The sequence below is a fragment of the Zestomonas ipomoeae genome, assembly GCF_057128665.1.
Genome location: NZ_JBSKHQ010000005.1, coordinates 86899 through 107715, shown reverse-complemented (window position 1 = coordinate 107715; position 20817 = coordinate 86899). Strand labels below are relative to the sequence as shown.

Sequence of the window (20817 nt, the reverse complement as noted above, 5' to 3'; positions counted from 1 at the left end):
GGTCCCTAAGGGTCTGGTCACCAAAGGAAGCGCCGACTGAGCGAGCGCTTCGAGCTGACAGTTGGATGGCGAGCCTACCTGAGCAGTCACATCCACCAACTCGAAAGCGACAACAGTAGACTTGCCCTGTTTAGAGGAGCAGGTGCTCCAGTCGACCATGTAAACGCTGCGGAAGGTTTTCATGCACCTCCGCCAGCGCCAGCCGAATGGCGCTCTGAAAACCCTCGGCCCCCGCAGCGCCGTGGCTTTTCACGACGATGCCCTGCAAGCCGAGAAAACTGGCGCCATTGTAGCGCGCAGGCGCCAGTTCGCCCTGCAACCGGCGCAGCAGGGGCATCGCCAAGGCACCGACCAGGCGCGCCGAAATGCCCGACTTGAATAGCGCCTCGACCCGCGCGGAAATCATGCTCGCCAGACCTTCGCTGGACTTCAGCAGGATATTGCCGACGAAACCATCGCAAACCACTACATCCGCCTCGCCTCGATAGAGGCCGTCACCCTCGACGAAACCCACGTAGTTGAGCCCTTCGGCCTGCTGCAGGAGGCTGGCCGCCAGCTTGACCTGCTGGTTGCCTTTGATTTCTTCGGTGCCGACATTCAATAGCGCCACCCGCGGCCTGGCGACACCCAGCGCTTCGGCAGCCACGGCACCCATGATTGCGAACTGGTAGAGATGCTCGGCACTGCAATCGACATTCGCCCCCAGATCGAGCAACAGACACCTGCTGCGACCGGCGGGAATGGCCGCCACCATGGCCGGCCGGTCGATGCCCGGCAGGGTCTTCAGCACGTAGCGCGACAGCGCCATCAACGCACCGGTATTGCCGGCACTCACGCAGGCGTGCGCGCGCCTGTCACGCAGCAACTCCAGCGCCACGCGCATGGAGGAGTCCGGCTTGCCGCGCAGCGCCTGGGCCGGGCGCTCATCCATAGCCACCGCCTCGCTCGCATGTTCGACGCGCAGGCGCGCACGATCCACGCCATGATGGAGGGCAATTAATTCTTCGAGAAGGGGAGCTTGGCCAACGAGGACCAGATGGAGCGAGGGGTTTTCGGCCAGGCAGGAAACGCAAGCCGGAACAACGCAGTGGGGACCGAAGTCCCCACCCATTGCATCAATCGCGATGACCGGAGCGGACAAGATTACTCGTCAGCGCCCTTGTCGATCACTTTGCGACCACGGTAGAAGCCATCCGGCGACACGTGATGACGCAGGTGCACTTCACCGGTGCTCTTCTCGACGGACAGGGCGCTCGCCTCGAGAGCATCGTGGGAGCGACGCATGTCGCGCGCGGAGCGGGATTTTTTGTTCTGCTGAACAGCCATAACTAATTAACTCCTAAACGTTTGGGTCACGCTTTAACTGTGCCAGTACGCTGAACGGGTTGGACCGCGACACCTCGTCCTCGCTCGGCTCAGGCTCTTCGAGCCCCGCCGGCTGCTGGCAAATTTCGGGGTCGTGAAGCGGGACGATCGGCAGGGCGAGCAACAGCTCATCCTCGATCAATCCAATCAGATCCACCGGATCTTCGCCCACTTCCAGTGCGTCATAGCCCTTCGGCAGCGACCCAGTGTCCGCCCCTTCCTTCACCACGACGTAAGTACATTCGCTGTGGATCGGCAGGGAGACCAGTTCCAGGCAACGCTGACAAACCATTTTGACCTCAACGTCGAGCTCGCTCTGAATGACCACGGCACGCTGTTCATCGCGTTCGAAAGTCATTTTCGCGTGCACCGCCCCTGCCTGATCCGCAAGCGGATCGCAGAGTCGCGACAGGTTGGCTAGCGGCATATCCCCTTCGAGGGTGGCGCCACGATCAGCCAGCTTGCGCGGGTCAACGTGAGTTGGAATCGGCCCATTCAACATAGGCGCCGCATTCTAGGGATGCCCCCCGCCCCTGTCAAAGGAAATTCCGCCCTGTCCGCCGTAAGGCATTCCTCCTAGAATCGCCGCTCGACTAAAGGAGAATCCCATGCTGCCCCTGGTGCTCGCCTCCAGCTCGACCTATCGCCGCGAACTGCTCTCCCGCCTGCGCCTGCCGTTCACCTGGAGCGCTCCCGCCATCGACGAAACGCGCCACCCCCACGAGGATGCCGAACCCCTGGTGCGCCGTCTGGCGGAAGAAAAAGCCCGCGCCCTGGCGGCATTTCATCCGGCACACCTGATCATCGGCTCCGACCAGGTTGCCGTGCTGGAAGGGCAAATCCTCGGCAAGCCCCACAACATGCACCGCGCACAAGCCCAACTGAGCGCGGCCAGCGGCACCAGCGTGACCTTCCTGACCGGGCTGGCGCTGATCAATACCCTGACCGGCGACTGCCAGGTGGACTGCGTACCGTTCACCGTGCACTTCCGCAAGCTGGACGAGGCACGCATCAGGCGTTACCTGGAAGCCGAAAAGCCCTTCGACTGCGCAGGCAGCTTCAAAGCGGAAGGACTAGGAGTCTCACTGTTTCGCAGCACCGAAGGCCCGGACGCCACCAGCCTGATCGGCCTGCCGCTCATACGCCTGGTCGACATGCTGCTGGCGGAAGGTGTACAAATCCCCTGACCCCAGGCAAAAGCCCGACCAGGAGCCGCAGCGCTGCTCACTCAAGCGAAGCTGCCTTCCGATCCATTGAATAGCGTGTCTTGGAAATCGTCGCCGTCCCGGTTTTTGAGGGCCCTGGACGGTGATCCAGAAACAGCCCACCACGGCGCAGCTCGTCTCACGACGGATGGTGCTGTAGGCCACCCCACACATCCTGACAGACCAGCCCTTCGACCTAGCCTTGCAGGGTCACCTGCTTTGGAGAGACAAAAAATCCGATGCCAGAGACCTGGCATCGGATTTCCGGGGAAAACCCCGTCGGGACTCAGATGCTTAAGCGAACTGCATACAACCAAGAGCAGGGCTTTTCCTCATGCACCGAACCTCAGCGCAATGTCGGCCCTTGCAATCCAGCCCAAAGCGCCAGGCGCTCCGCCACGCTGACACCCAGGCGCTTGGTGAAACGGTCGAACGGGGTTTCCTTGACGCTGTAGTCAATCATTTGCTTCTCGCCGATTACCTCGCGCGCCACATAGCTGGCATTGCCCAGCGCATCGATCAGACCCAGCTCCAACGCCTGCTCGCCAGACCAGATCAAGCCGGAAAAGAGCTCCGGATGCTGCTCGACCTTCAAGCGCTCTCCGCGCCCCTGCTTCACGCTGGCAATGAACTGGCGATGCGTGGTTTCCAGCACTTCTTTCCAGAAACGGGTTTCCTCTTCCTTTTCCGGCTGGAACGGATCGAGGAACGCCTTGTGCTCGCCGGAGGTGTACACCCGACGCTCGACACCGAGCTTATCCATCGTGCCGACGAAACCGAACGTTGCTGCCGTTACGCCAATGGACCCGACCAAGCTCGACTTGTCCGCATAGATCTCATCAGCCGCACTGGCGATGTAGTAGGCCCCGGAGGCACCCACGTCGGTTATCACGGCGTAGACTTTGATATCCGGGTGCAACGCGCGCAAGCGGCGAATCTCGTCATAGATGTAGCCGGACTGCACCGGGCTGCCGCCTGGGCTATTGATGCGCAGGATCACGCCCTTGGTCTTCTTGTCCTCAAAGGCCTCGCGCAAGCTGCCCACGATATTGTCGGCGCTAGCCAACTCCTGATCGGCGATAACCCCGCGCACCTCGATTAACGCCGTATGGCTTTCGCTGCGCGCAGCGCCCTTGGACAGATCCAACCCGGGAATCACCAGAGCCAGGGCAACGAACAGATAGGTGAAGGTCAGCAGCTTGAAGAAAATACCCCAGCGACGAGACCGACGCTGTTCCTGAACCCCCGCCAGCACCGCCTTCTCCAGCAGCGCCCAACTCCGCTCGTCACCGCTGCCGCCGGCCGATGCCTTCCACTCATCCGACATACTCACCCACCTCTCTGGTTTGTCCATTTGGACTGCCGGCCAGCCAGGCCCGCAATTCCGAAAAACGCTCGATCGCCAACCTCGGCCCGTACCGGCGCAAAGTTTCCAGCGGCTGCGCACCATAGCCAACCGCCACCGAATCCATGCCAGCGCTGCGCGCCATCAGCAGATCGAACGACGAATCCCCGACCATCACCGCCTGCTCCACACCAACCCCGCAGTGCACAAGAATCTCATGCAGCATCAGAGGATCGGGCTTGCTCGCGGTTTCATCGGCGCAACGGGTGATATCGAAGTAATCCAGCCAGCCACGACCGGCAAGCACACGATCCAGCCCATGACGCCCCTTACCGGTCGCCACAGCCAGGAGATAACCCTCGGCCCGAAAGGCCTCCAACGCATCGGCAACGCCAGGAAACAACACCGAAGGCTCGCTTTCCAGCGCCAGATAGTGCTCGCTGTAGAGCCGACGAAAACGCTCGACACGCGAGAGTTCCTGCAACTCCGGATAAAGCTCGCGGATCGCTTCCGGCAACCCCAGCCCGATGATGCCGCGAATCTGCGCATCGGCGCGGCGCGGCAGGTCACACGCCGCCGCCGCAAGATGCATCGACTCGACGATGCGCCCGATCGAGTCGACCAGCGTGCCGTCCCAATCGAAGATCAGCAGTCGATAATCAGGCATCCAGGCGCTCCAGAGTGGTCGCCCACATCTCATCCACCGGCGCCTCGAGGTGCAACTCACCGCCATCCGGCAGCGTCACTTTCAGCGCATGGGCATGTAGGAACAGGCGCTTACCACCCAGTTCGCGGATCTCCCGCGTGAAATCATCGTCACCGTACTTCGGATCGCCCGCGATGGGATGGCCGGCATGCTTGGCATGCACGCGAATCTGATGGGTGCGCCCGGTAATCGGGCTGGCCTCGACCAGCGTGGCGAACTCACCGAATCGACGCAGCACGCGAAATACGGTCAGCGCCTCCTTGCCCTCCTGATTCACCTCCACCATGCGCTCACCCGAACGCAGATTGCTCTTGAGCAGCGGTGCGCACACCTGCTTCTTGGCCGCCGGCCAACTGTCACGCACGAGAGCGAGATAGCGCTTGTCCACGCCATCGCCTCTCAGCGCCTCGTGCAGATGGCGCAGCATGCTGCGCTTCTTGGCGATCATCAGAAGCCCCGAGGTATCGCGATCCAGACGATGGACCAATTCCAACTCCTTGGCATCCGGTCGCAGCTGGCGAAATGCCTCGATCACGCCGTAGCTGAGCCCGCTGCCGCCATGAACGGCGATTCCGGTCGGCTTGTTGAGCACGATGAGCGCCTTGTCCTCGTACAGGATGGCCGCCTCGAGGCGCTCCAACAGCCCCTGGGCGAGCGGTACCGGCTCATCGCGTTCGGCCAGCCGCAACGGCGGCACACGCACGATATCGCCGGCCTGCAACTTGTATTCGGGCTTTATCCGACCCTTGTTGACCCGCACTTCGCCCTTGCGCAGGATGCGGTAGATCAGGGTCTTGGGCACGCCCTTGAGCTGGGCGCGCAGGAAGTTGTCGATGCGCTGACCGGCGAGTTCCGGCGCAACCTCGAGCAATTGCACGCCGGAGGTTTGGGAGGGGGAAATAGTCATCCGGGCATGATAACAATTTTTCATGCAATTGAAGCACTTAATGATTGCTGCTATAGTTGAGAACGCCGCCAAAAGCGGCCCGGTTCGGGGATGATCGACAAAACTGCCATCCCGACCGAGCGCAACCCATTCGGGACGTAAGGCCGTCCGACGGGTTTTCGCCGCAAAAGGCCGCGAGATACCCGGAAATAAAAGCCTTGAGCCATGACGCGCAATCACCCAGGTGGGCGGTTGCGGTAAATGCCAACCCGCTGCGGATTCTGCGAGCGGCACCCGATTTTCAAAGGATACGTGTAGGGTGGAGATGCACAACCGTCGGACTGCGTAGCACAGGCTTTATTCAAGACGCTTTATCTCGTCCTCCGCCGACTGGTTGATTCCTCCTCCTGACTAAAGTGCTTTCTGTCACCCACAGCAAAGCAGGAGACGTAGTCGCGACGCCGGCCCAACTGGCTCGACATCGCTAGACACTGGAACGACTGACAACCGTTTCTGACGCGCCCTGACACCGACCGCGAGAGTCGTGTGTGCCGAACGCGTTTCCGGCAGCCCGGAACCGACGGTACTACATGAAAAGAATGCTCATTAACGCAACTCAGCCTGAAGAGTTGCGTGTCGCCCTGGTAGACGGCCAGAAGCTCTACGATCTGGACATCGAGTCCGGCGCCCGCGAGCAGAAGAAGGCCAACATCTACAAGGGCCGCATCACTCGCGTCGAGCCCAGCCTCGAAGCCGCCTTCGTCGACTTCGGCGCCGAGCGCCACGGCTTCCTCCCCCTCAAAGAAATTTCCCGCGAATACTTCAAAAAGGCGCCGGAAGGCCGCATCAACATCAAGGAAGTGCTTTCCGAAGGCCAGGAAGTCATCGTCCAGGTCGAGAAGGAAGAGCGCGGCAACAAAGGCGCTGCCCTGACCACCTTCATCAGTCTCGCTGGGCGCTACCTGGTACTGATGCCGAACAATCCCCGCGCCGGCGGCATTTCCCGTCGTATCGAAGGCGAAGAACGCAACGAATTGCGCGAAGCGCTGAACGGCCTCGACGCCCCGGCCGACATGGGCCTGATCGTTCGCACTGCGGGCCTTGGCCGCAGCAGCGAAGAGCTGCAGTGGGACCTCGACTACCTGCTGCAACTGTGGAGCGCCATCAAGGAAGCCTCCGGCGAGCGCGCCGCGCCGTTCCTGATCTACCAGGAATCCAACGTCATCATCCGTGCGATCCGCGACTACCTGCGCCAAGACATCGGTGAAGTGCTGGTCGATAGCGTCGAAGCCCAGGAAGAAGCGCTGAGTTTCATCCGCCAAGTGATGCCGCAGTACGCGAGCAAGATCAAGCTGTACGAAGACAGCGTGCCGCTGTTCAACCGCTTCCAGATCGAAAGCCAGATCGAAACCGCCTTCCAGCGCGAAGTGAAGCTGCCGTCCGGCGGCTCCATCGTCATCGACCCGACCGAAGCCCTGGTGTCCATCGACATCAACTCGGCACGTGCGACCAAAGGCGGCGACATCGAAGAAACCGCGCTGCAGACCAACCTGGAAGCGGCCGAAGAAATCGCCCGCCAGCTGCGCCTGCGCGACATCGGTGGCCTGATCGTCATCGACTTCATCGACATGACCCCGGCGAAAAACCAGCGCGCCGTGGAAGAGAAAGTCCGCGAAGCCTTGGAGGCCGACCGTGCCCGCGTCCAGGTCGGTCGCATCTCGCGCTTCGGCCTGCTGGAAATGTCCCGCCAGCGTCTGCGTCCATCCCTCGGCGAGACCAGCGGCATCGTCTGCCCGCGCTGCAATGGCCAAGGCATCATCCGCGATGTCGAATCGTTGTCGCTGGCGATCCTGCGCCTGATCGAGGAAGAAGCCCTGAAGGACCGCACCGCCGAAGTCCGCGCCCGCGTACCCTTCCAGGTTGCCGCCTTCCTGCTCAACGAAAAGCGCAACGCGATCACCAAGATCGAGCTGCGCACCCGCGCGCGCATCTTCATCCTGCCGGACGACCACCTGGAAACTCCGCACTTCGAAGTACAGCGCCTGCGCGACGACAGCCCGGAAGTCATGGCCGGCCAGTCCAGCTATGAAATGGCCCCGAGCGAAGCCGAGGAAGTGCAGCCGATCAGCGCCACCCGCACCCTGGCCCGCCAGGAAGCCGCGGTGAAGACCGCTCCGCAGCGCAGCGCGCCGATTCCGGCCGAGCCGGTGGCGGCCCCCGCCCCCACTCCCGAGCCGAGTCTGTTCAAGGGCCTGGTGAAGTCCCTGGTGAGCCTGTTCGCCAAGGAAGAGGCGGAGCCGGTGGTCATCGAGAAGCCGACCACCCCGCGCCAGCCCCGTGGCGACGAGCGCCGTGGTGGCCGCCAGCAGAATCGCCGCCGCGATGGCCGTGGCCGTGACGAAGAGCGCAAGCCGCGTGAAGAACGCCAGCCGCGTGAAGCCCGCGAACCTCGCGAACCTCGCGAGGAGCGTCAACCACGCGAAGCCCGCGAGCCGCGCGAAGAGCGCCAACCGCGTGAAGAGCGCCAGCCACGCCAGCCGCGCGAAGCCGCCGCGGTCGAGGCACGCGAAGGTCGCGAGCGTCCGCAGCGCGAGGAGCGCAAACCACGCGAGGAGCGCGTCCGCGAACTGCGTGAGCCGCTCGACGGCCAGGAAGCCAGCCGCGAAGAGCGTCCGGCCCGCCAGCCGCGCGAAGAGCGCCAGCCGCGTCCGCCGCGCGAAGAACGTCAACCGCGTGCCGAGCAAGCCGTGAACGAAGAGGAACTGCTGGACGAAGAGTCGCAAGAGGAAGGCCAGGAGCACACCGAAGGCAGCGAGCGTCCGCGCCGCCGTTCCCGCGGCCAGCGTCGTCGCAGCAACCGTCGTGAGCGTCAGCGCGACGTCAACGGCGAAGAGCTGGCGACCGAGGAGACCAGCGGTACGGAAGACAAGAGCGAACAGGCTGCTGCCGCGGCTGTTACCAGTGCCGCTGTCAGTGGCATGCTGGCCGACACTCCGGAACCTGCCACTGCCGAAACCGAGGAAAAGCCCGCCGAAGTTAGCCCGGCAGCCGGCGTCGCCGAAGCCGAGGCGGTCACCTTCGTTGCGCAAGAAGCCGTAGCCGAGGCTCCTGTCGAAGAGCCGCAGGCCGCCGCGCCCGTGGCAACGCCCGAAGTGGAACAACCCACTGAAGTCGCCGCGCCTACGCCTGCCGCACCGCAGGAGCCCGCTCCGGCAGCACCTGCCGAGCAACCGGCTGCCGGCGTAACCAGCACCGGCCGTGCCGCCAACGACCCGCGCGAAGTGCGTCGTCGTCAACGCGAAGCCGAGCGCCTGGCCCGCGAAGCCGCGGCGAATGCTGAGGCGCAGGCCCAAGCCGCTCCGGTCGAGCCGGCACCCGCACCGGAAGAACAAGCGTCTCCGGTCGCGGAAGCGCCGCAGGTAGAAGCGACCGAGCCCGCTGTCGAGGCTGAGGAGCCGGTCAAGGCCGAACAACCGTCGCAGGCCAGCGAGCCGGCGGTGGATGAAGCACAAGGGCCGGCCGAAGAAGAGCAGCAGGACGCGGAAGAGGTCAAACCGCACGCCTGATGCAATTCTGTCCAGCAAAAAGGGGATGCCGACTGGCATCCCCTTTTTGTTTGCGCGGCATTTACCGTCGCGGCGGCGCGCACCGCCCCAGGGCTCTACTGGGCGTCCGGCTGGGCTTCAGGCGCTGCGTTCCTGAAAGCGTCGAGGGCTTCGCAGCGGTCGGTCATGGCGAGAATGCGCGGGAAGTACTGCAGGTCGCAGTCGAAACGGCGAGCGTTGTAGACCTGCGGGATCAGGCATGCCTCCAGATAGCCGGGACGCTGGCCGAGGGACAGTCTCCCGTCGAATGCGTCGAGCCCCTGCTCCACCGCCGCCAGCCCGGTTTCTACCCAGTGCCGGTACCAGGCGTTCTTCGCCTCGTCATCGACCCCCAGCGGGCCGGATAGGTACTGTAAAACGCGCAGGTTATTCAGCGGATGGATGTCGCAGGCGATATGCAGCGCCAACGAGCGTACCCGCGCACGCTCGGCGGTATCGGCCGGCAGCAGGGCCGGCACCGGAAAGACTTCCTCCAGATACTCCAGAATCGCCAGCGACTGCGGAATTCGGTGGTCGCCATCCACCAGCAGCGGGAGCAAGGCCTGGGGATTGAGCGCCCTGTACTCCGCCGAATGTTGCTGCCCCCCATCCCTGACCAGATGTACAGGCTCCTGGCGATACGCCAGGCCCTTGAGGTTGAGGGCGATGCGCACCCGGTAGGCAGCGCTGGAGCGCCAGTAGGAATAGAGGGTCAGCATCCGGTTTCGCCTCCTGCCGCAAGCGACCAGCTACTGGCTGCAGTCAAGAGCACGGCTTGACGCCGCTTGATACAGGTGGTTTGAAGCTCAGCGCTCATAGCGCTCCACCTTCTGGTCGATGGCGCCGAAGATGCTGTGGCCTGCAGCGTCGAACATCTCGATGCGCACGCGATCACCGAACTTGAGGAACGGCGTCTTCGCCTCGCCATGCTCGACGATCTCCAGCATACGCTTCTCCGCCAGGCAGGAAGAACCGGCACTGCGGTCGTAATTGGACACGGTGCCCGAGCCGATGATGGTGCCGCAGCCCAGCGGACGAGTCTTGCTGGCGTGGGCCACCAGAGTCGGAAAATTGAATGTCATATCGACGCCGGCGTCCGGCTTGCCGAACAAGGCGCCGTTGATGTGGGAAACCAGGGGCAGGTGCACCTTACCCTCCTTCCAGGCTTCGCCCAGCTCGTCCGGAGTGACCGCCACAGGAGAGAAGCTGGACGACGGTTTGCTCTGGTAGAAGCCGAAGCCCTTGGCCAACTCGCCGGGGATCAGGTTGCGCAACGACACGTCATTGACCAGCATCAGCAACTGTATGTGGGAAGCCGCCTCGGCGGGCGTGGCACCCATGGGCACGTCGTCGGTGATGACCGCCAGCTCGGCTTCCAGGTCGATGCCCCACGCTTCGTCCGCCAGGCGGATCGGCGCCTGCGGAGGAATGAAGGCGTCCGCGCCACCCTGGTACATCAGCGGATCGTGCCAGAACGACTCCGGCATTTCCGCGCCACGCGCCTTGCGCACCAGTTCCACGTGGTTCACGTAGGCACTGCCATCGGCCCAGTGGTAGGCACGCGGCAGGGGGCTGTGGCAGGCGCTCTGGTCGAACGGGAAGGCCTCCCCGCAGAGGCCATCGTTGAGGCGCTGGTAGACGGCCTCCAGCTTCGGCTTGCAGTGGCTCCAGTCGTCCAGGGCGGCCTGGAGGGTCGTGGCGATCTGCGGCACCTTCACTGCACGCACGAGATCGCGGGAGACCACCAGGAGTACGCCGTCACGGCCTTGGTTCAACGATGCGAGTTTCATCTAACGATCCTTGGATTCCGGTAGGAGCGGGCCGTGCCCGCGATGCTTCGGCGGACACCCCGCCGCTGTCAGATTCAGGCTTTGCCCGGCGCGCGCCAGGAATTCACGTATTCGGGCACATCCACCGCGGCCGCCGCTTCGCCGATTTCCAGGGCGCGGCGGGTATCGATCATCACCGCCACCTCGTCGGCGAAGGTTGCGGGGCTTTCCTGGCTCTTCTTCAGGGCCTTCGGGTGCGGGCCATGGGGGAAACCGCAAGGATGCAGGGTAACCATGCCCGCTTCGATGTTGTCGCGACTGAAGAAGTTACCGCGGTGATAGAACAGCACTTCATCGTAGTCGTCGTTGTTGTGGTAGAACGGCACCTTCAATGCGCCCGGATCGGACTCCACCGGGCGCGGGCAGAAGGTACACACCACGAAGCCATTCGCGACGAAGGTGGTGTGCGCCGACGGCGGCAGATGGTAGCGATGGCTCATCAGCGGCCGGATGTCGCGCCAGTTGAGGCGTACCACGGTGTTGTCACCGTGCCAGCCGACCACGTCCAACGGGTTGTACGGGTAGGTGACGGTGCTGATCTGGTTGCGGCGCTTGATGCGGATCTGCCAGGTGTTTTCGTCCTGCTGGGCCTTGAAGGCATCGTCCAGTTTCGGGTGATCGAGCACCGCCGGATCGAAGATCGCGTGGGGCCCGACCAGGCCCTTGTCCGGCAACTGGTAAGCACCGTCGGTGTTCTCGATCAACAGCATGAAACACGGTGCGCTGGGCTCCACACGCCAGGCAGTACCACGGGGAATCACCAGATAGTCGCCATCGCGGAATTCGAGATGGCCAAAATCACAATAAAAGTGCCCTGCGCCTTCGTGCACGAACAACAGTTCGTCGCCGTCGCTGTTGCGCACCAGATGGCGCATGGCGCCGTTGGTCTTCCAGACCCGCAGGCGAAGGTCGTGGTTGTGCAGGGTGACAGGCGCCTCCAGCGGGCAGTCGCGCTCGCTGGAAACCTGGTTGAAATTGAACGCATGGGGCCGCAACGGTCCCTGCCAGTCCACCCAGCCGGTCGGCGGATGCTTGTGGTGCAGGTGCGCCGCCGGGCCGAAAAAACCTTCGCGCCCCATCTCTCGCTCGTAGGTGCCCTGCGGGAAATCGCAGTGCGCCTGGCGGGAGCATTCACCCTCGCGGATGGGAAAACTGATCCATTTACGACTCATCGCTGTCTCCCGCTCGGTCTCACTCGGCCTTGAGCACGCCGCGCTTGATCTGGTCTTCCTCGATGGATTCGAACAGGGCCTTGAAGTTACCCTCGCCGAAGCCCTGATTGCCCTTGCGCTGAATGATCTCGAAGAAGATCGGGCCGATTACCGTGTTGGTGAATATCTGCAGCAGGATGCCGTCGTCGCCCGGCGCGCCATCGATCAGGATGTTCAGCTCGCGCAGTTTGTCGAGCGGCTCGCCGTGACCGGCCACGCGAGTGTCCACCTTGTCGTAGTAGGTGTCCGGGGTATGCATGAACTCCACCCCGTTGGCACGCAGGCGGCGCACGGTCTCGTAGATGTCGTCGGTGGACAGGGCGATGTGCTGGATGCCCTCGCCGTGGTACTCGCGAATGAATTCCTCGATCTGCGAATTCTCGTCTGCCGATTCGTTGATCGGAATGCGGATTTTGCCGCAGGGCGCGGTCATGGCGCGCGACAGCAGCCCGGTGAGCTTGCCTTCGATATCGAAGTAGCGGATCTCGCGGAAGTTGGCGATGCGTTCATAGAAGCCCGACCAGACGTCCATGTGGCCACGCTTGACGTTGTGGGTCAGGTGGTCGATCTCCATCAGGCCCACGGCGTTGTCGTTGGCGCTGCGACCGGGAATGAATTCGAAGTCGACGTCGTAGATGCTCTTGTCGCCATAGCGGTCCACCAGATACAGCAACGAACCGCCAATGCCTTCCACGCAGGGAATGTTCAGCTCGCCGAAGTTGGCATGGCTGCCCACCAGCTTGGCGCCCTGGGACTCGACATAGCTCGCCGCCTGGGCCGCGTTCTGCACACGGAAGGCCATGGCGCAGGCGCTGGGCCCGTGCTTCTCGCCGAACTCGCGGACATGGCCGGTGGGGCTGCCGTTGAGCACGAAATTCACACCGTTCTGCTGGAACAGCCAGACTTCCTTGGAGCGGTGCTTGGCGGTCTCGGTGAAGCCCATGGCGACGAACAGCGTGCGCAGTTGTTCGATGCCCTCCGGGGTCGGGGCGGTGTACTCGACGAATTCGAAGCCGTCGGTGCCGATGGGGTTGTGCTGTTCGATTCTGGCCACGGTGTTCATCCGGCCTCCTTGTTGATTGTTGTGCGAACCGCGCAAGGCGCTGTGACTGGGTTCATCACAACCGACGACCGAAGCCCGGACAAGCTCGGTTCAGAGGCGTTGCCGGCTTCCTTGCCAGCGCGACTGGCAACTATTCCTTACAGCATAGAAGACCCTGCGAACTGGTGACGCGCGACCTGGGAATGCGTAAAGAATAGTTGCCAAGGCGGTGCGAAAGGCTGCCGTGCGATGCGAGCTCGTCCCGGCTGGAACACTCCCAGGGCCACCAAGCAGGGCCTTTTCCGCGGGAGACAGGGATCGACCTACTCAAGCACCTCCACCGGCATGCCGACCGCCAGCTCGCCGCAACCGTCGGGAATCAGGTTCTGGCCGAAGTAGACGTTGCCCTCCCGCTCACGGTAGGTCTGCAGTGTGGCCAGCGGCTCGCGGTCGCTGCTGCGCTCGCCGGTGGCCGGGTCCAGCGTGGTCATGATGCAGCGCGAACAGCCTTTGACCACACGGAACTGCAGGTCACCGATACGGATGCGCTTCCAACCGTCTTCGGCGTAGGGCTCGCCGCCCTCGATCACCAGATTCGGGCGAAAGCGCAGCATTTCCAGGGGCCGCCCGACACGATTCGACAGGTCGTCCAGCGAGGCCTGACCGATCAGCAGCAGGGGAAAGCCATCGGCGAAACCCACTTTATCTCCGGGTAAGCCATAGCCGGCCTCGACCGTGCGCGCGCGCTCCACGGGGACATGTACCAAGCGGCAAGATCGCTGCAACCAGCGGCTCAACCAGGACGCCGCCGCGTCGCCGGCGTCCGGCACCTGCAAGCTGTCGCGCCAGACGGTCACGCCGCGCAACGGTGCCTCCGCTCCGGGTAGGTCGACCATCAGCGGATCCATGCCCGGCGCGGTCAGGAGCAATTGTTCGCTACCGTGCCAGCGGGCACCGAGCTGAGTCATCTGCGGCAGCAGACGCTGGGTGAGGAAGCGGCCGCTTTCGGCATCGACTACCATCCAGCGACGGTCGCCCCGCAAGCCCTGGGCGTCCAGCGGGACCCTTTGCAGCGGTTCGCCAATGGCGGATTTGAGCGGAAAACGATAGAGCGCGGAGAGACGCATGAGCCAGCTTCCTGATCGGCAAAACGCCCTTATACGAGTTGCCGACATCGGCTACAAGGTGCTTGGTCTGCTGCTGTTGACTGCCTTGGGTGCCTGTGGCGGCAGTCCGCCAGCAAACCTTGGCCTCACCGATGGGCAACTGGCGCCCTGCCCGTCCTCGCCCAATTGTGTCAGCAGCCAGGCCAGCGACGATGAGCATCACGTCGAACCGCTGCCTCTGCTCGGCAGCCCGGCCGAGACCCACCGCCTGCTGCTTGCAACGCTGGCCGACCTCCCCCGGGTGAATGTGGTGGTGCAGAAGGAGAACTACCTGCGTGCGGAATTCACCAGCCGCCTGCTGCGCTTCGTCGACGATGTGGAGTTCCTGATCGGCCCGCAGGCGGTGCAGGTGCGCTCGGCGTCGCGGCTGGGCTATTCCGACCTCGGGGTCAACCGCAAGCGCATCGAGGCGTTGCGGCAGACACTGCAGTCACGGCGCTGATCAGTCGGCCAGCGCCAGTGCAGGAACACGCAACGGTTCGACCAGCTGCGAGCGGTTGCCGCCTTCGAGCAGCGCCTGCATGCACGTGCGCGTTTCGCTCATCAGAACGTGCAGATGCTCAGCGTCATAGCGGCTGGCATCGATCGGCTCGCCAATGTGAAGCTGGACCCGCTGAGCGAGATTGAAACGCCAGCTGCGCGCGGGCAGCACCCGATGGATATCGCGAATGGCCACCGGCACGATGATCGCGCCGGTATCCACGGCCAAATGGAAACATCCCTTCTTGAACGGCAGCAGCTGACCATCACTTGAGCGCGTGCCCTCGGGCGCGGCCCAGAGCACGATGCCACCCTCCATCATGCGCCGTGCGGCTGCCAGGTCGGCCAGGGCCTGGCGGCGGTTGCGCCGGTCGATGAAGGGAAATTCGGCGGCCCGCATGGCCTTGCCGAGGAAGGGCACGCGGAACAGCTCCTTCTTCGCCAGCATGCGGATCGAGCCCGGCAGCGCGACGAAGCTGGCCGGAATGTCGTAGTGACTGGAATGATTGCAGAGGATCAGATAGCGGCGCCCATCGGTGAAGTCCGGCAGCGTGCCCTGCACGCTCAGGCGCATGCGCACCAACCGCAGCAAGCGAACCGACCACCAGCGGCAATAGGCATCCACACGGGCGCGGTCGAGACGTCCACAGGCGGCGCGGAGCAGTACCAGGCAACAGATCCACAGGGTCACCGCCAGCGACCCCAAGACTACGCCCAAACGGCGAAGCAGAATAAAACGCGTCAATACCGACTGCAGGTTCGACATTTCTCGTTATTCCTCGGCAGACGCCGCGCGACGGCTACGCGGCTGTCTTATGATGCGCCCTGCCACCGATACGACACAGGAGCCCGGCATGCCCCTCGCGCAACTACTAAGCCCCCAGCAATTGGCCGCCCGCCTGGATCAGCCGGGCCTGGTCATCCTCGACTGCCGCTTCGCCCTGGAAGATCCGACCTACGGCGCCCGGAGCTATGCCGAAGGGCACCTGCCCGGCGCCCGGTTCGCCGACCTGGAGCAGGACCTCTCCGGACCGGTGAGCAAAGGTCGCACCGGGCGACATCCCTTGCCGGAGGCACGGCGCCTGATCCAGCGCCTGCGCGACTGGGGTATCGATAATGACAGCGAGGTGGTGCTGTACGACGACGGCCCCGGCGCCTTCGCCGCACGTGCCTGGTGGCTGCTGACCTGGCTCGGCAAGCGCGACGGCGTCTTCCTGCTCGACGGCAGCCTGAAGGCCTGGCGCGAGGCCGGATTCCCGTTGACCCGGCAAACGCCCCCGAGCGACCGGGGAACCTTCGACGGCCAGCCGGACCCGAGCTTGCTGATCGACGCCGAGACCTTGCAACAGCGCCTCGGCGAGGCCCGGCTGACGCTGCTCGATGCCCGCGCGCTGGCGCGCTTTCGCGGCGAGGTGGAACCCATCGACCCGGTGGCCGGGCATATCCCCGGCGCACGCTGCGCCGCCTTCACCGACAATCTCGGTAGCGACGGGCGCTTTCTGCCCGTCGAGCAACTGCGCCAGCGCTTCGCCGGGCTGCTCGCCGGCAAACCCGCCGAACAGTTGGTGGCCTACTGCGGGTCCGGCGTCACCGCCTGCCACAACCTGTTCGCCCTGGCGCTCACCGGTTATCCGCTGGGCGCACTCTATGCCGGCTCCTGGAGCGAATGGATCACCGACCCGCAGCGACCGGTGGCGACGGGCGACTAGACCTCGCTTGCCCGGCCTCCGGCCAGTCTTCCCCGCTGGTCGAGGGCTTGCCTGCAGTCGCGTTTTTTAGTGCGGCAACGCACAAAGCGGTGGTTCGTGCGCTTGCCGCTTCGCTGGCCCTCGCACAAGCTATGCGCTTTCGCACCCACGTCCTCATGGAGACTTCGAGATGGATCTTTTCCCGCCCCGCACCTTGTTCCGATCGCTGCTGCTCGGCCTGCTGCTGAACGCCACCGCCGCCACCGCCGCGGAACTCGACGCCAGCCCCTGCGACATCGAAGACCAGTACTCGGACCTGGTCGGTGCGGCCATGATCGAGGCTGCCGAGGATGGCCACGCCACTGCCCAGTACAACCTCGCCCTGGAATACGAATACGGCGACGATGAAATCGAGCAGGATTTCCAGCAAGCCATTCACTGGTACGGCATGGCCGCCGAGCAAGGCCATGCCTGCGCCCAGTACAACCTGGCTGTCAGCTACGAAAACGGCCAGGGCGTGGAGCAGGACTACGACAAGGCCGCTTACTGGTATCAGAAATCGGCCGAACAGGGTGACCGCGATGCCCAGTACAACCTGGCGGTGAGCTATGAAGAAGGCACGGGCGTCGAGCAAAGCTACGCCAAAGCGTTCAGCTGGTATCGCAAATCAGCCGAACAGGGTGACTCCGATGCGCAGTTCGAAGTTGCCAACTACTACGCCAGGGGCCGCGGCACCAAGAAGGATCTCGAGCTGGCTCGCCGCTGGTATCGCAGTGCTGCCGACCAGGGTCATGAAGAGGCCGCCGAGCAGCTCGAAGCCCTGGAATGAACCGCCTCGGGTGGGGGCTAATCGCCAGTCGTCATATCGGTTATGCCCGAAAGCCGAAAACAATTTAAAAACAGGCTTTTACAAAGGAAAGGTCCCACTACACTTCAAGACAAGCGCCTAACCGCGCTTCCGGCGGGGCCTTATCCAGAACGAGAAGCTGCCAAACGCCCGGCCCCCGCCGGTCACCCTACCTGGGGGCTTCTATGGGTATTGCTGCGAGCGAGCTGTGCAAACACGTTATCCGCCCGACATTGGTTTATCTGGGGCGGCACTCCACAAGCGCCGAGACGCTCCTGCTGGGCACCGCGGCCAGCCAGTCGGCGCTGGGCGCAGCGCTCGATGACTGCCGAGGCCATGGCCTCTATCGCATCGCCGCCAGCCGCCACCAACTGCTCTGGGACAACCACCTGGCACTCGACCCCGAGCTTGCCAGCCGCGTCCGCGGCCTGGCCAGCCAGCACGCGTTTCTCGCCGCGCCGCATCTGGAACTGACCGTTAACCTGCGTTACGCAACCGCCATTGCCTGGCTGTTGGTCGAAGCCACCCGGACGCAGCTGCCGGCAGATAACGATCTGCTCGGCATGGCGCTGATCTGGCGTCAGGTATTCCAGCCCCAAGGCCGACCGCGCGATTTCATCGAAGCCTGGCGGCGCTGTGTGGGCGACCTCAGCCACGCCGCCTAGGCGCTGCCCACCGGCAGTACGCGACGTCGAATACATCCCCAGCCACTTTCCCGGCGGTTCCTGCCTGGCCTGACCTTTCGCGCCGTCCCTAGGCAGCTCCGTGCCTTAACGCGAGCACGGCATCACAACCTTCCTGCCACAGCTCCGCTGACCTGGGAACCTTTCGCATTTAACCGGGGTCAGCCAATGGGCATCATGCCCTCTGCCAAAATGCGGGATGACGCACCGAGGCAATACCGGCTCTCGCCCTGCTGGCCCGGCGAAGTCATTGTCCGCAGGCCGGGCACAGCAGCATCTGCAAGGTCCGCCGAGACAGGAACGGTTGCACGAAGGCGTTTTTTCATTGTGGAGAATGGCTTCGCCGCCACCTGAGTTACACTTGCGTCGCGCCAAATAAACATAATAAATGTCGCCAAGAGACACCTATGACTGCCCTTTGCACCAGCCTGCCCGAGCATCTCTCCCTGCTACTGGTGGATGACCACCGAATCTTTCTCGACGGCCTGGCCCTCGCCCTTGGCCAACTCAGCCCCAGCCTGCAGATCCATACCGCACAAAGCGCCGCCGAAGCCGAGGCCCTGCTCGAAGGGCGCGACTTCGACCTGATCCTGCTCGATCTGCGCCTGCCGGACATGCCCGGCCTGGCACTGCTACAACGCTGGCAACAGCAGGGCCGGCTGGTCCCGGTCGCCATTCTCAGCGCCAGCGACTCCAGCCAGGACGCCCAGGCGGCACTGGCCGCCGGCGCCCTCGGCTTCATTCCGAAGAGCGCCGATGGCGACGATCTGCGCCAGGCGGTCACCCGCGTGCTACTCGGCGAAACCCTGCCGCCCCCAGCCCCGGCGGATCACGCGCAACTGACGCCGCGCCAGCGGGAAATCCTGCTGCTATTGGCCCAGGGCCTGCCGAACAAGTCGATCAGCCGCCAGCTGGGTCTCTCGGAGGACACGGTAAAGACGCATCTCAAGGCACTGTTCCAAGAGCTGGATGTGCACACCCGCACCGCCTGCGTCAGCTCGGCACGCCAGCGGGGGTGGATCTGACCAGCACGGCCAGGGCCTGGCGCAGCCGCGCCGGCAGCAACGGCTTGGCCAGCAGGGTGATGTGGGCCGGAACGCAGCGCTCGTGCAGTTCGGGACTGATATCGGCGCTGATCAACAACGCCGGCAACATGCAGCCGGCAGCTTCGCGCAGGCGCTCGATAGCGCGCAAGCCATCCTCCTCCGCAGCCAGGCGGTAGTCGCTGATCAGCACCTGCGGTTGCGCCTCGTCGAGACGAGTGAGCGCCTGCTGCAGGTCGGCACAGGCCCAGACCTCGCAACCCCAGCGCTGCAATAGCCCCTGAAGCGCTTCGCGCCCGGCCGCATCATCCTCCAGCAAGAGGATGCGGCCGCTCAGCACCTGGCTGGGAGCGGCCTGTGGCGGCGTCGGGCCGGCGCTGGTCAGTGGCAACCAGAGCTGAAAGCGCGCCCCCTGCCCTGGACTGGACAGCAACCGCAACCGATGACCGAGCAGCGCCGTGAGCTGCTGGACGATGGCCAGGCCCAGGCCCAGGCCAAGTTCCGAATTGCGCCCCGGATTGTTCAACTGGCGGAACTCTTCGAACACCAACTTCTGCTCTGCCTCAGTCAGCCCGCGGCCATCGTCGCCGACCTCGATACGCACTTGATGGCCGTCCTTCTCCGCGTGCAACCAGACGTGCCTGGCCTGGGCATGCCGCAGCGCATTGTTGAGCAGGTTGCGCAGCAGGCGTTCCAGCAGCAGTGGATCGCTACGCACCCAGAGTTCGCCCTGGCAGCGCAACTGCAGGTCGCTGCCCGCATCGCCTTTCTCCGCCCGCGCCTCGGCCAACAGCCGGGTCAATAAAGGCCACAGCGGCAACGGCTCGGGCTTGGCCTGCACCCCGCCGGGCAAAGTCAGACGGGTGTAGTCGAGCAGGGATTGCAGGAGACGCCCGAGCTGCTCCACCGAGGTCGCCAGACGCGCACTGATCTGACGGGTATGCGGTTCGCGCACCCGCTCGAGCAAGTGCTGGGCATACAGCCCCATGGCATTCAACGGCTGCCGCAGATCGTGGCTGGCTGCGGCGAGCAGGCGCAGCTTGCGCGCGTCGTCCGCCTCGGCTCGCTGACGGGCCAGATCGAGCAGGCGAAGATTCAGCCAGGCGCCGCGCTGGCCATGCTCCTGAATGTAGGCACCCACGCTGCCGATCAGATTGGCACAACCGAGGAACAGCCCCTGGTAGCCCAGGCTGGGGCCGCCATCGGTGAACAGTAGCCCGAGCAACAGGAAGAACCCGCAGAAGGCCCAGGCGGAACTGCTGGCGGCACGGAAAGATAGGCCGAGCAGCACGTAGCCGAACAGCAGGATCAGGAACAGTCCCTCGTAAGGCATGGGTACGCCCTGCGACCAGCAGACATGGATGATTGCCGCCACGCAGGCTCCATTGACCCCATAGGCGGCCGCATAGGCCCATTGCGCCGAGCGTGGCGAACGCTGCGCCTCGCGGCAGTAGAAATACACCAGCAGTACGCTGCCCAAGGCGAGCAGGCGCAGCGGCAGCACCGACCGGGCCACCGACAGCGGCATCAGCAGAAAATCCAGCAGCGTGTAGACCAACTGAAAACCGCCAGCGGCGCTGGCGATCAGCAGCAGGCGCCGGCGGATGCGCTGCATGCGATGTTCGGCGAACAGGCGCTCCAGTTCGTCGACGAAACGCAGCCCGCGGTAGCCGCTGCGCTGTTGGGCCAGCAGAAGGCGTTCTTCCTGTTCCTGGCCCAGGCTCATCGACAGCCCGC

Annotated in this window: 20 protein-coding genes; 7 read left to right on the top strand and 13 right to left on the bottom strand. The window is 64.0% G+C overall.

Annotated features, from left to right (window positions below):
• Positions 1-130 precede the first annotated feature (130 nt).
• From plsX to ACWKV7_RS08480, 3 genes are read right to left on the bottom strand one after another with little or no spacing between them, the layout of a single operon-like run.
• The gene (gene plsX, locus ACWKV7_RS08490) at positions 131-1141 is read right to left on the bottom strand and encodes a phosphate acyltransferase PlsX (RefSeq protein ID WP_483857228.1); all 1011 of its coding nucleotides are present in this window, start codon (positions 1139-1141) and stop codon (positions 131-133) included.
• Positions 1142-1143: 2 nt separating this feature from the next.
• Positions 1144-1326 (bottom strand): 50S ribosomal protein L32, encoded by a 183-nt coding sequence (gene rpmF / locus ACWKV7_RS08485; protein ID WP_108105224.1) that lies wholly within the window; start codon positions 1324-1326, stop codon positions 1144-1146.
• Positions 1327-1339: 13 nt separating this feature from the next.
• Positions 1340-1867, bottom strand: coding sequence for a YceD family protein (locus ACWKV7_RS08480; protein WP_483857227.1), 528 nt, complete (start codon positions 1865-1867; stop codon positions 1340-1342).
• Between the two features lie 106 nt (positions 1868-1973).
• Here ACWKV7_RS08480 and ACWKV7_RS08475 point away from each other — a divergent pair, with 106 nt between their 5' ends.
• Entirely contained in the window at positions 1974-2552 is a 579-nt protein-coding gene (locus ACWKV7_RS08475; protein ID WP_483857226.1) for a Maf family protein, read from the top strand.
• A 364-nt stretch (positions 2553-2916) separates the two neighbouring features.
• On the opposite strand, the gene sppA is transcribed toward ACWKV7_RS08475, so the two are convergent.
• From sppA to rluC, 3 genes are read right to left on the bottom strand one after another with little or no spacing between them, the layout of a single operon-like run.
• Positions 2917-3897, bottom strand: coding sequence for a signal peptide peptidase SppA (gene sppA, locus ACWKV7_RS08470; RefSeq protein ID WP_483857225.1), 981 nt, complete (start codon positions 3895-3897; stop codon positions 2917-2919).
• Positions 3887-4582 carry an HAD-IA family hydrolase gene (locus ACWKV7_RS08465; protein ID WP_483857224.1) on the bottom strand — a complete coding sequence of 232 codons (696 nt, stop codon included), beginning with the start codon at positions 4580-4582 and terminating at the stop codon, positions 3887-3889. Before ACWKV7_RS08465 ends, sppA begins: the two co-directional genes overlap by 11 nt.
• Positions 4575-5528, bottom strand: a complete 954-nt coding sequence (gene rluC / locus ACWKV7_RS08460; protein ID WP_483857223.1) for a 23S rRNA pseudouridine(955/2504/2580) synthase RluC — start codon at positions 5526-5528, stop codon at positions 4575-4577. The genes ACWKV7_RS08465 and rluC overlap by 8 nt, the downstream gene beginning before the upstream one ends.
• A gap of 569 nt (positions 5529-6097) precedes the next feature.
• Between rluC and rne the strand changes: the two genes are divergently transcribed.
• Positions 6098-9073 (top strand): ribonuclease E, encoded by a 2976-nt coding sequence (gene rne, locus ACWKV7_RS08455; protein ID WP_483857222.1) that lies wholly within the window; start codon positions 6098-6100, stop codon positions 9071-9073.
• A gap of 95 nt (positions 9074-9168) precedes the next feature.
• Here rne and maiA read toward each other — a convergent pair whose 3' ends face one another.
• From maiA to ACWKV7_RS08430, 5 genes are all read right to left on the bottom strand, one after another.
• On the bottom strand, positions 9169-9810 hold the full coding sequence (maiA, locus tag ACWKV7_RS08450) for a maleylacetoacetate isomerase (RefSeq protein WP_483857221.1): 642 nt from the start codon (positions 9808-9810) through the stop codon (positions 9169-9171).
• Between the two features lie 87 nt (positions 9811-9897).
• The gene (locus tag ACWKV7_RS08445; RefSeq protein ID WP_483857220.1) at positions 9898-10881 is read right to left on the bottom strand and encodes a fumarylacetoacetate hydrolase family protein; all 984 of its coding nucleotides are present in this window, start codon (positions 10879-10881) and stop codon (positions 9898-9900) included.
• Between the two features lie 74 nt (positions 10882-10955).
• Entirely contained in the window at positions 10956-12092 is a 1137-nt protein-coding gene (locus ACWKV7_RS08440) for a homogentisate 1,2-dioxygenase (protein ID WP_483857219.1), read from the bottom strand.
• 19 nt (positions 12093-12111) lie between these two features.
• A complete protein-coding gene (gene hppD / locus ACWKV7_RS08435) occupies positions 12112-13194 on the bottom strand; it encodes a 4-hydroxyphenylpyruvate dioxygenase (RefSeq protein ID WP_483857218.1) in 1083 nt (360 codons plus the stop codon).
• 302 nt (positions 13195-13496) lie between these two features.
• Positions 13497-14300, bottom strand: a complete 804-nt coding sequence (locus ACWKV7_RS08430; protein ID WP_483857217.1) for an MOSC domain-containing protein — start codon at positions 14298-14300, stop codon at positions 13497-13499.
• Here ACWKV7_RS08430 and ACWKV7_RS08425 point away from each other — a divergent pair.
• Positions 14299-14781, top strand: coding sequence for a DUF1499 domain-containing protein (locus ACWKV7_RS08425; protein ID WP_483857216.1), 483 nt, complete (start codon positions 14299-14301; stop codon positions 14779-14781). The genes ACWKV7_RS08430 and ACWKV7_RS08425 overlap by 2 nt on opposite strands.
• Here the strand turns inward: ACWKV7_RS08425 and ACWKV7_RS08420 are convergent, their stop codons facing one another.
• Entirely contained in the window at positions 14782-15585 is an 804-nt protein-coding gene (locus ACWKV7_RS08420; RefSeq protein ID WP_483857215.1) for a lysophospholipid acyltransferase family protein, read from the bottom strand.
• Between the two features lie 88 nt (positions 15586-15673).
• On the opposite strand from ACWKV7_RS08420, the gene ACWKV7_RS08415 reads away from it, so the two are divergent.
• From ACWKV7_RS08415 to ACWKV7_RS08400, 4 genes are all read left to right on the top strand, one after another.
• On the top strand, positions 15674-16528 hold the full coding sequence (locus tag ACWKV7_RS08415) for a sulfurtransferase (protein WP_483857214.1): 855 nt from the start codon (positions 15674-15676) through the stop codon (positions 16526-16528).
• Positions 16529-16697: 169 nt separating this feature from the next.
• Positions 16698-17336, top strand: a complete 639-nt coding sequence (locus ACWKV7_RS08410; RefSeq protein WP_483857213.1) for a tetratricopeptide repeat protein — start codon at positions 16698-16700, stop codon at positions 17334-17336.
• A gap of 203 nt (positions 17337-17539) precedes the next feature.
• Complete coding sequence (locus ACWKV7_RS08405) at positions 17540-18019, top strand: hypothetical protein (protein ID WP_483857212.1); 480 nt, start codon at positions 17540-17542, stop codon at positions 18017-18019.
• A gap of 425 nt (positions 18020-18444) precedes the next feature.
• Positions 18445-19062 carry a response regulator gene (locus ACWKV7_RS08400; protein ID WP_483857211.1) on the top strand — a complete coding sequence of 206 codons (618 nt, stop codon included), beginning with the start codon at positions 18445-18447 and terminating at the stop codon, positions 19060-19062.
• Here the strand turns inward: ACWKV7_RS08400 and ACWKV7_RS08395 are convergent.
• Positions 19031-20806, bottom strand: a complete 1776-nt coding sequence (locus ACWKV7_RS08395; RefSeq protein ID WP_483857210.1) for a hybrid sensor histidine kinase/response regulator — start codon at positions 20804-20806, stop codon at positions 19031-19033. The genes ACWKV7_RS08400 and ACWKV7_RS08395 overlap by 32 nt on opposite strands.
• Positions 20807-20817: the final 11 nt, after the last annotated feature.

Coding starts and splice junctions, on each gene's coding strand:
- rpmF (WP_108105224.1), bottom strand. CDS start 1,326: ATGGCTGTTCAGCAGAACAAAAAATCCCGCTCCGCGCGCGACATGCGT.
- ACWKV7_RS08480 (WP_483857227.1), bottom strand. CDS start 1,867: ATGTTGAATGGGCCGATTCCAACTCACGTTGACCCGCGCAAGCTGGCT.
- ACWKV7_RS08475 (WP_483857226.1), top strand. CDS start 1,974: ATGCTGCCCCTGGTGCTCGCCTCCAGCTCGACCTATCGCCGCGAACTG.
- sppA (WP_483857225.1), bottom strand. CDS start 3,897: ATGTCGGATGAGTGGAAGGCATCGGCCGGCGGCAGCGGTGACGAGCGG.
- ACWKV7_RS08465 (WP_483857224.1), bottom strand. CDS start 4,582: ATGCCTGATTATCGACTGCTGATCTTCGATTGGGACGGCACGCTGGTC.
- rluC (WP_483857223.1), bottom strand. CDS start 5,528: ATGACTATTTCCCCCTCCCAAACCTCCGGCGTGCAATTGCTCGAGGTT.
- rne (WP_483857222.1), top strand. CDS start 6,098: ATGAAAAGAATGCTCATTAACGCAACTCAGCCTGAAGAGTTGCGTGTC.
- maiA (WP_483857221.1), bottom strand. CDS start 9,810: ATGCTGACCCTCTATTCCTACTGGCGCTCCAGCGCTGCCTACCGGGTG.
- ACWKV7_RS08445 (WP_483857220.1), bottom strand. CDS start 10,881: ATGAAACTCGCATCGTTGAACCAAGGCCGTGACGGCGTACTCCTGGTG.
- ACWKV7_RS08440 (WP_483857219.1), bottom strand. CDS start 12,092: ATGAGTCGTAAATGGATCAGTTTTCCCATCCGCGAGGGTGAATGCTCC.
- hppD (WP_483857218.1), bottom strand. CDS start 13,194: ATGAACACCGTGGCCAGAATCGAACAGCACAACCCCATCGGCACCGAC.
- ACWKV7_RS08425 (WP_483857216.1), top strand. CDS start 14,299: ATGAGCCAGCTTCCTGATCGGCAAAACGCCCTTATACGAGTTGCCGAC.
- ACWKV7_RS08430 (WP_483857217.1), bottom strand. CDS start 14,300: ATGCGTCTCTCCGCGCTCTATCGTTTTCCGCTCAAATCCGCCATTGGC.
- ACWKV7_RS08420 (WP_483857215.1), bottom strand. CDS start 15,585: ATGTCGAACCTGCAGTCGGTATTGACGCGTTTTATTCTGCTTCGCCGT.
- ACWKV7_RS08415 (WP_483857214.1), top strand. CDS start 15,674: ATGCCCCTCGCGCAACTACTAAGCCCCCAGCAATTGGCCGCCCGCCTG.
- ACWKV7_RS08410 (WP_483857213.1), top strand. CDS start 16,698: ATGGATCTTTTCCCGCCCCGCACCTTGTTCCGATCGCTGCTGCTCGGC.
- ACWKV7_RS08405 (WP_483857212.1), top strand. CDS start 17,540: ATGGGTATTGCTGCGAGCGAGCTGTGCAAACACGTTATCCGCCCGACA.
- ACWKV7_RS08400 (WP_483857211.1), top strand. CDS start 18,445: ATGACTGCCCTTTGCACCAGCCTGCCCGAGCATCTCTCCCTGCTACTG.
- ACWKV7_RS08395 (WP_483857210.1), bottom strand. CDS start 20,806: ATGAGCCTGGGCCAGGAACAGGAAGAACGCCTTCTGCTGGCCCAACAG.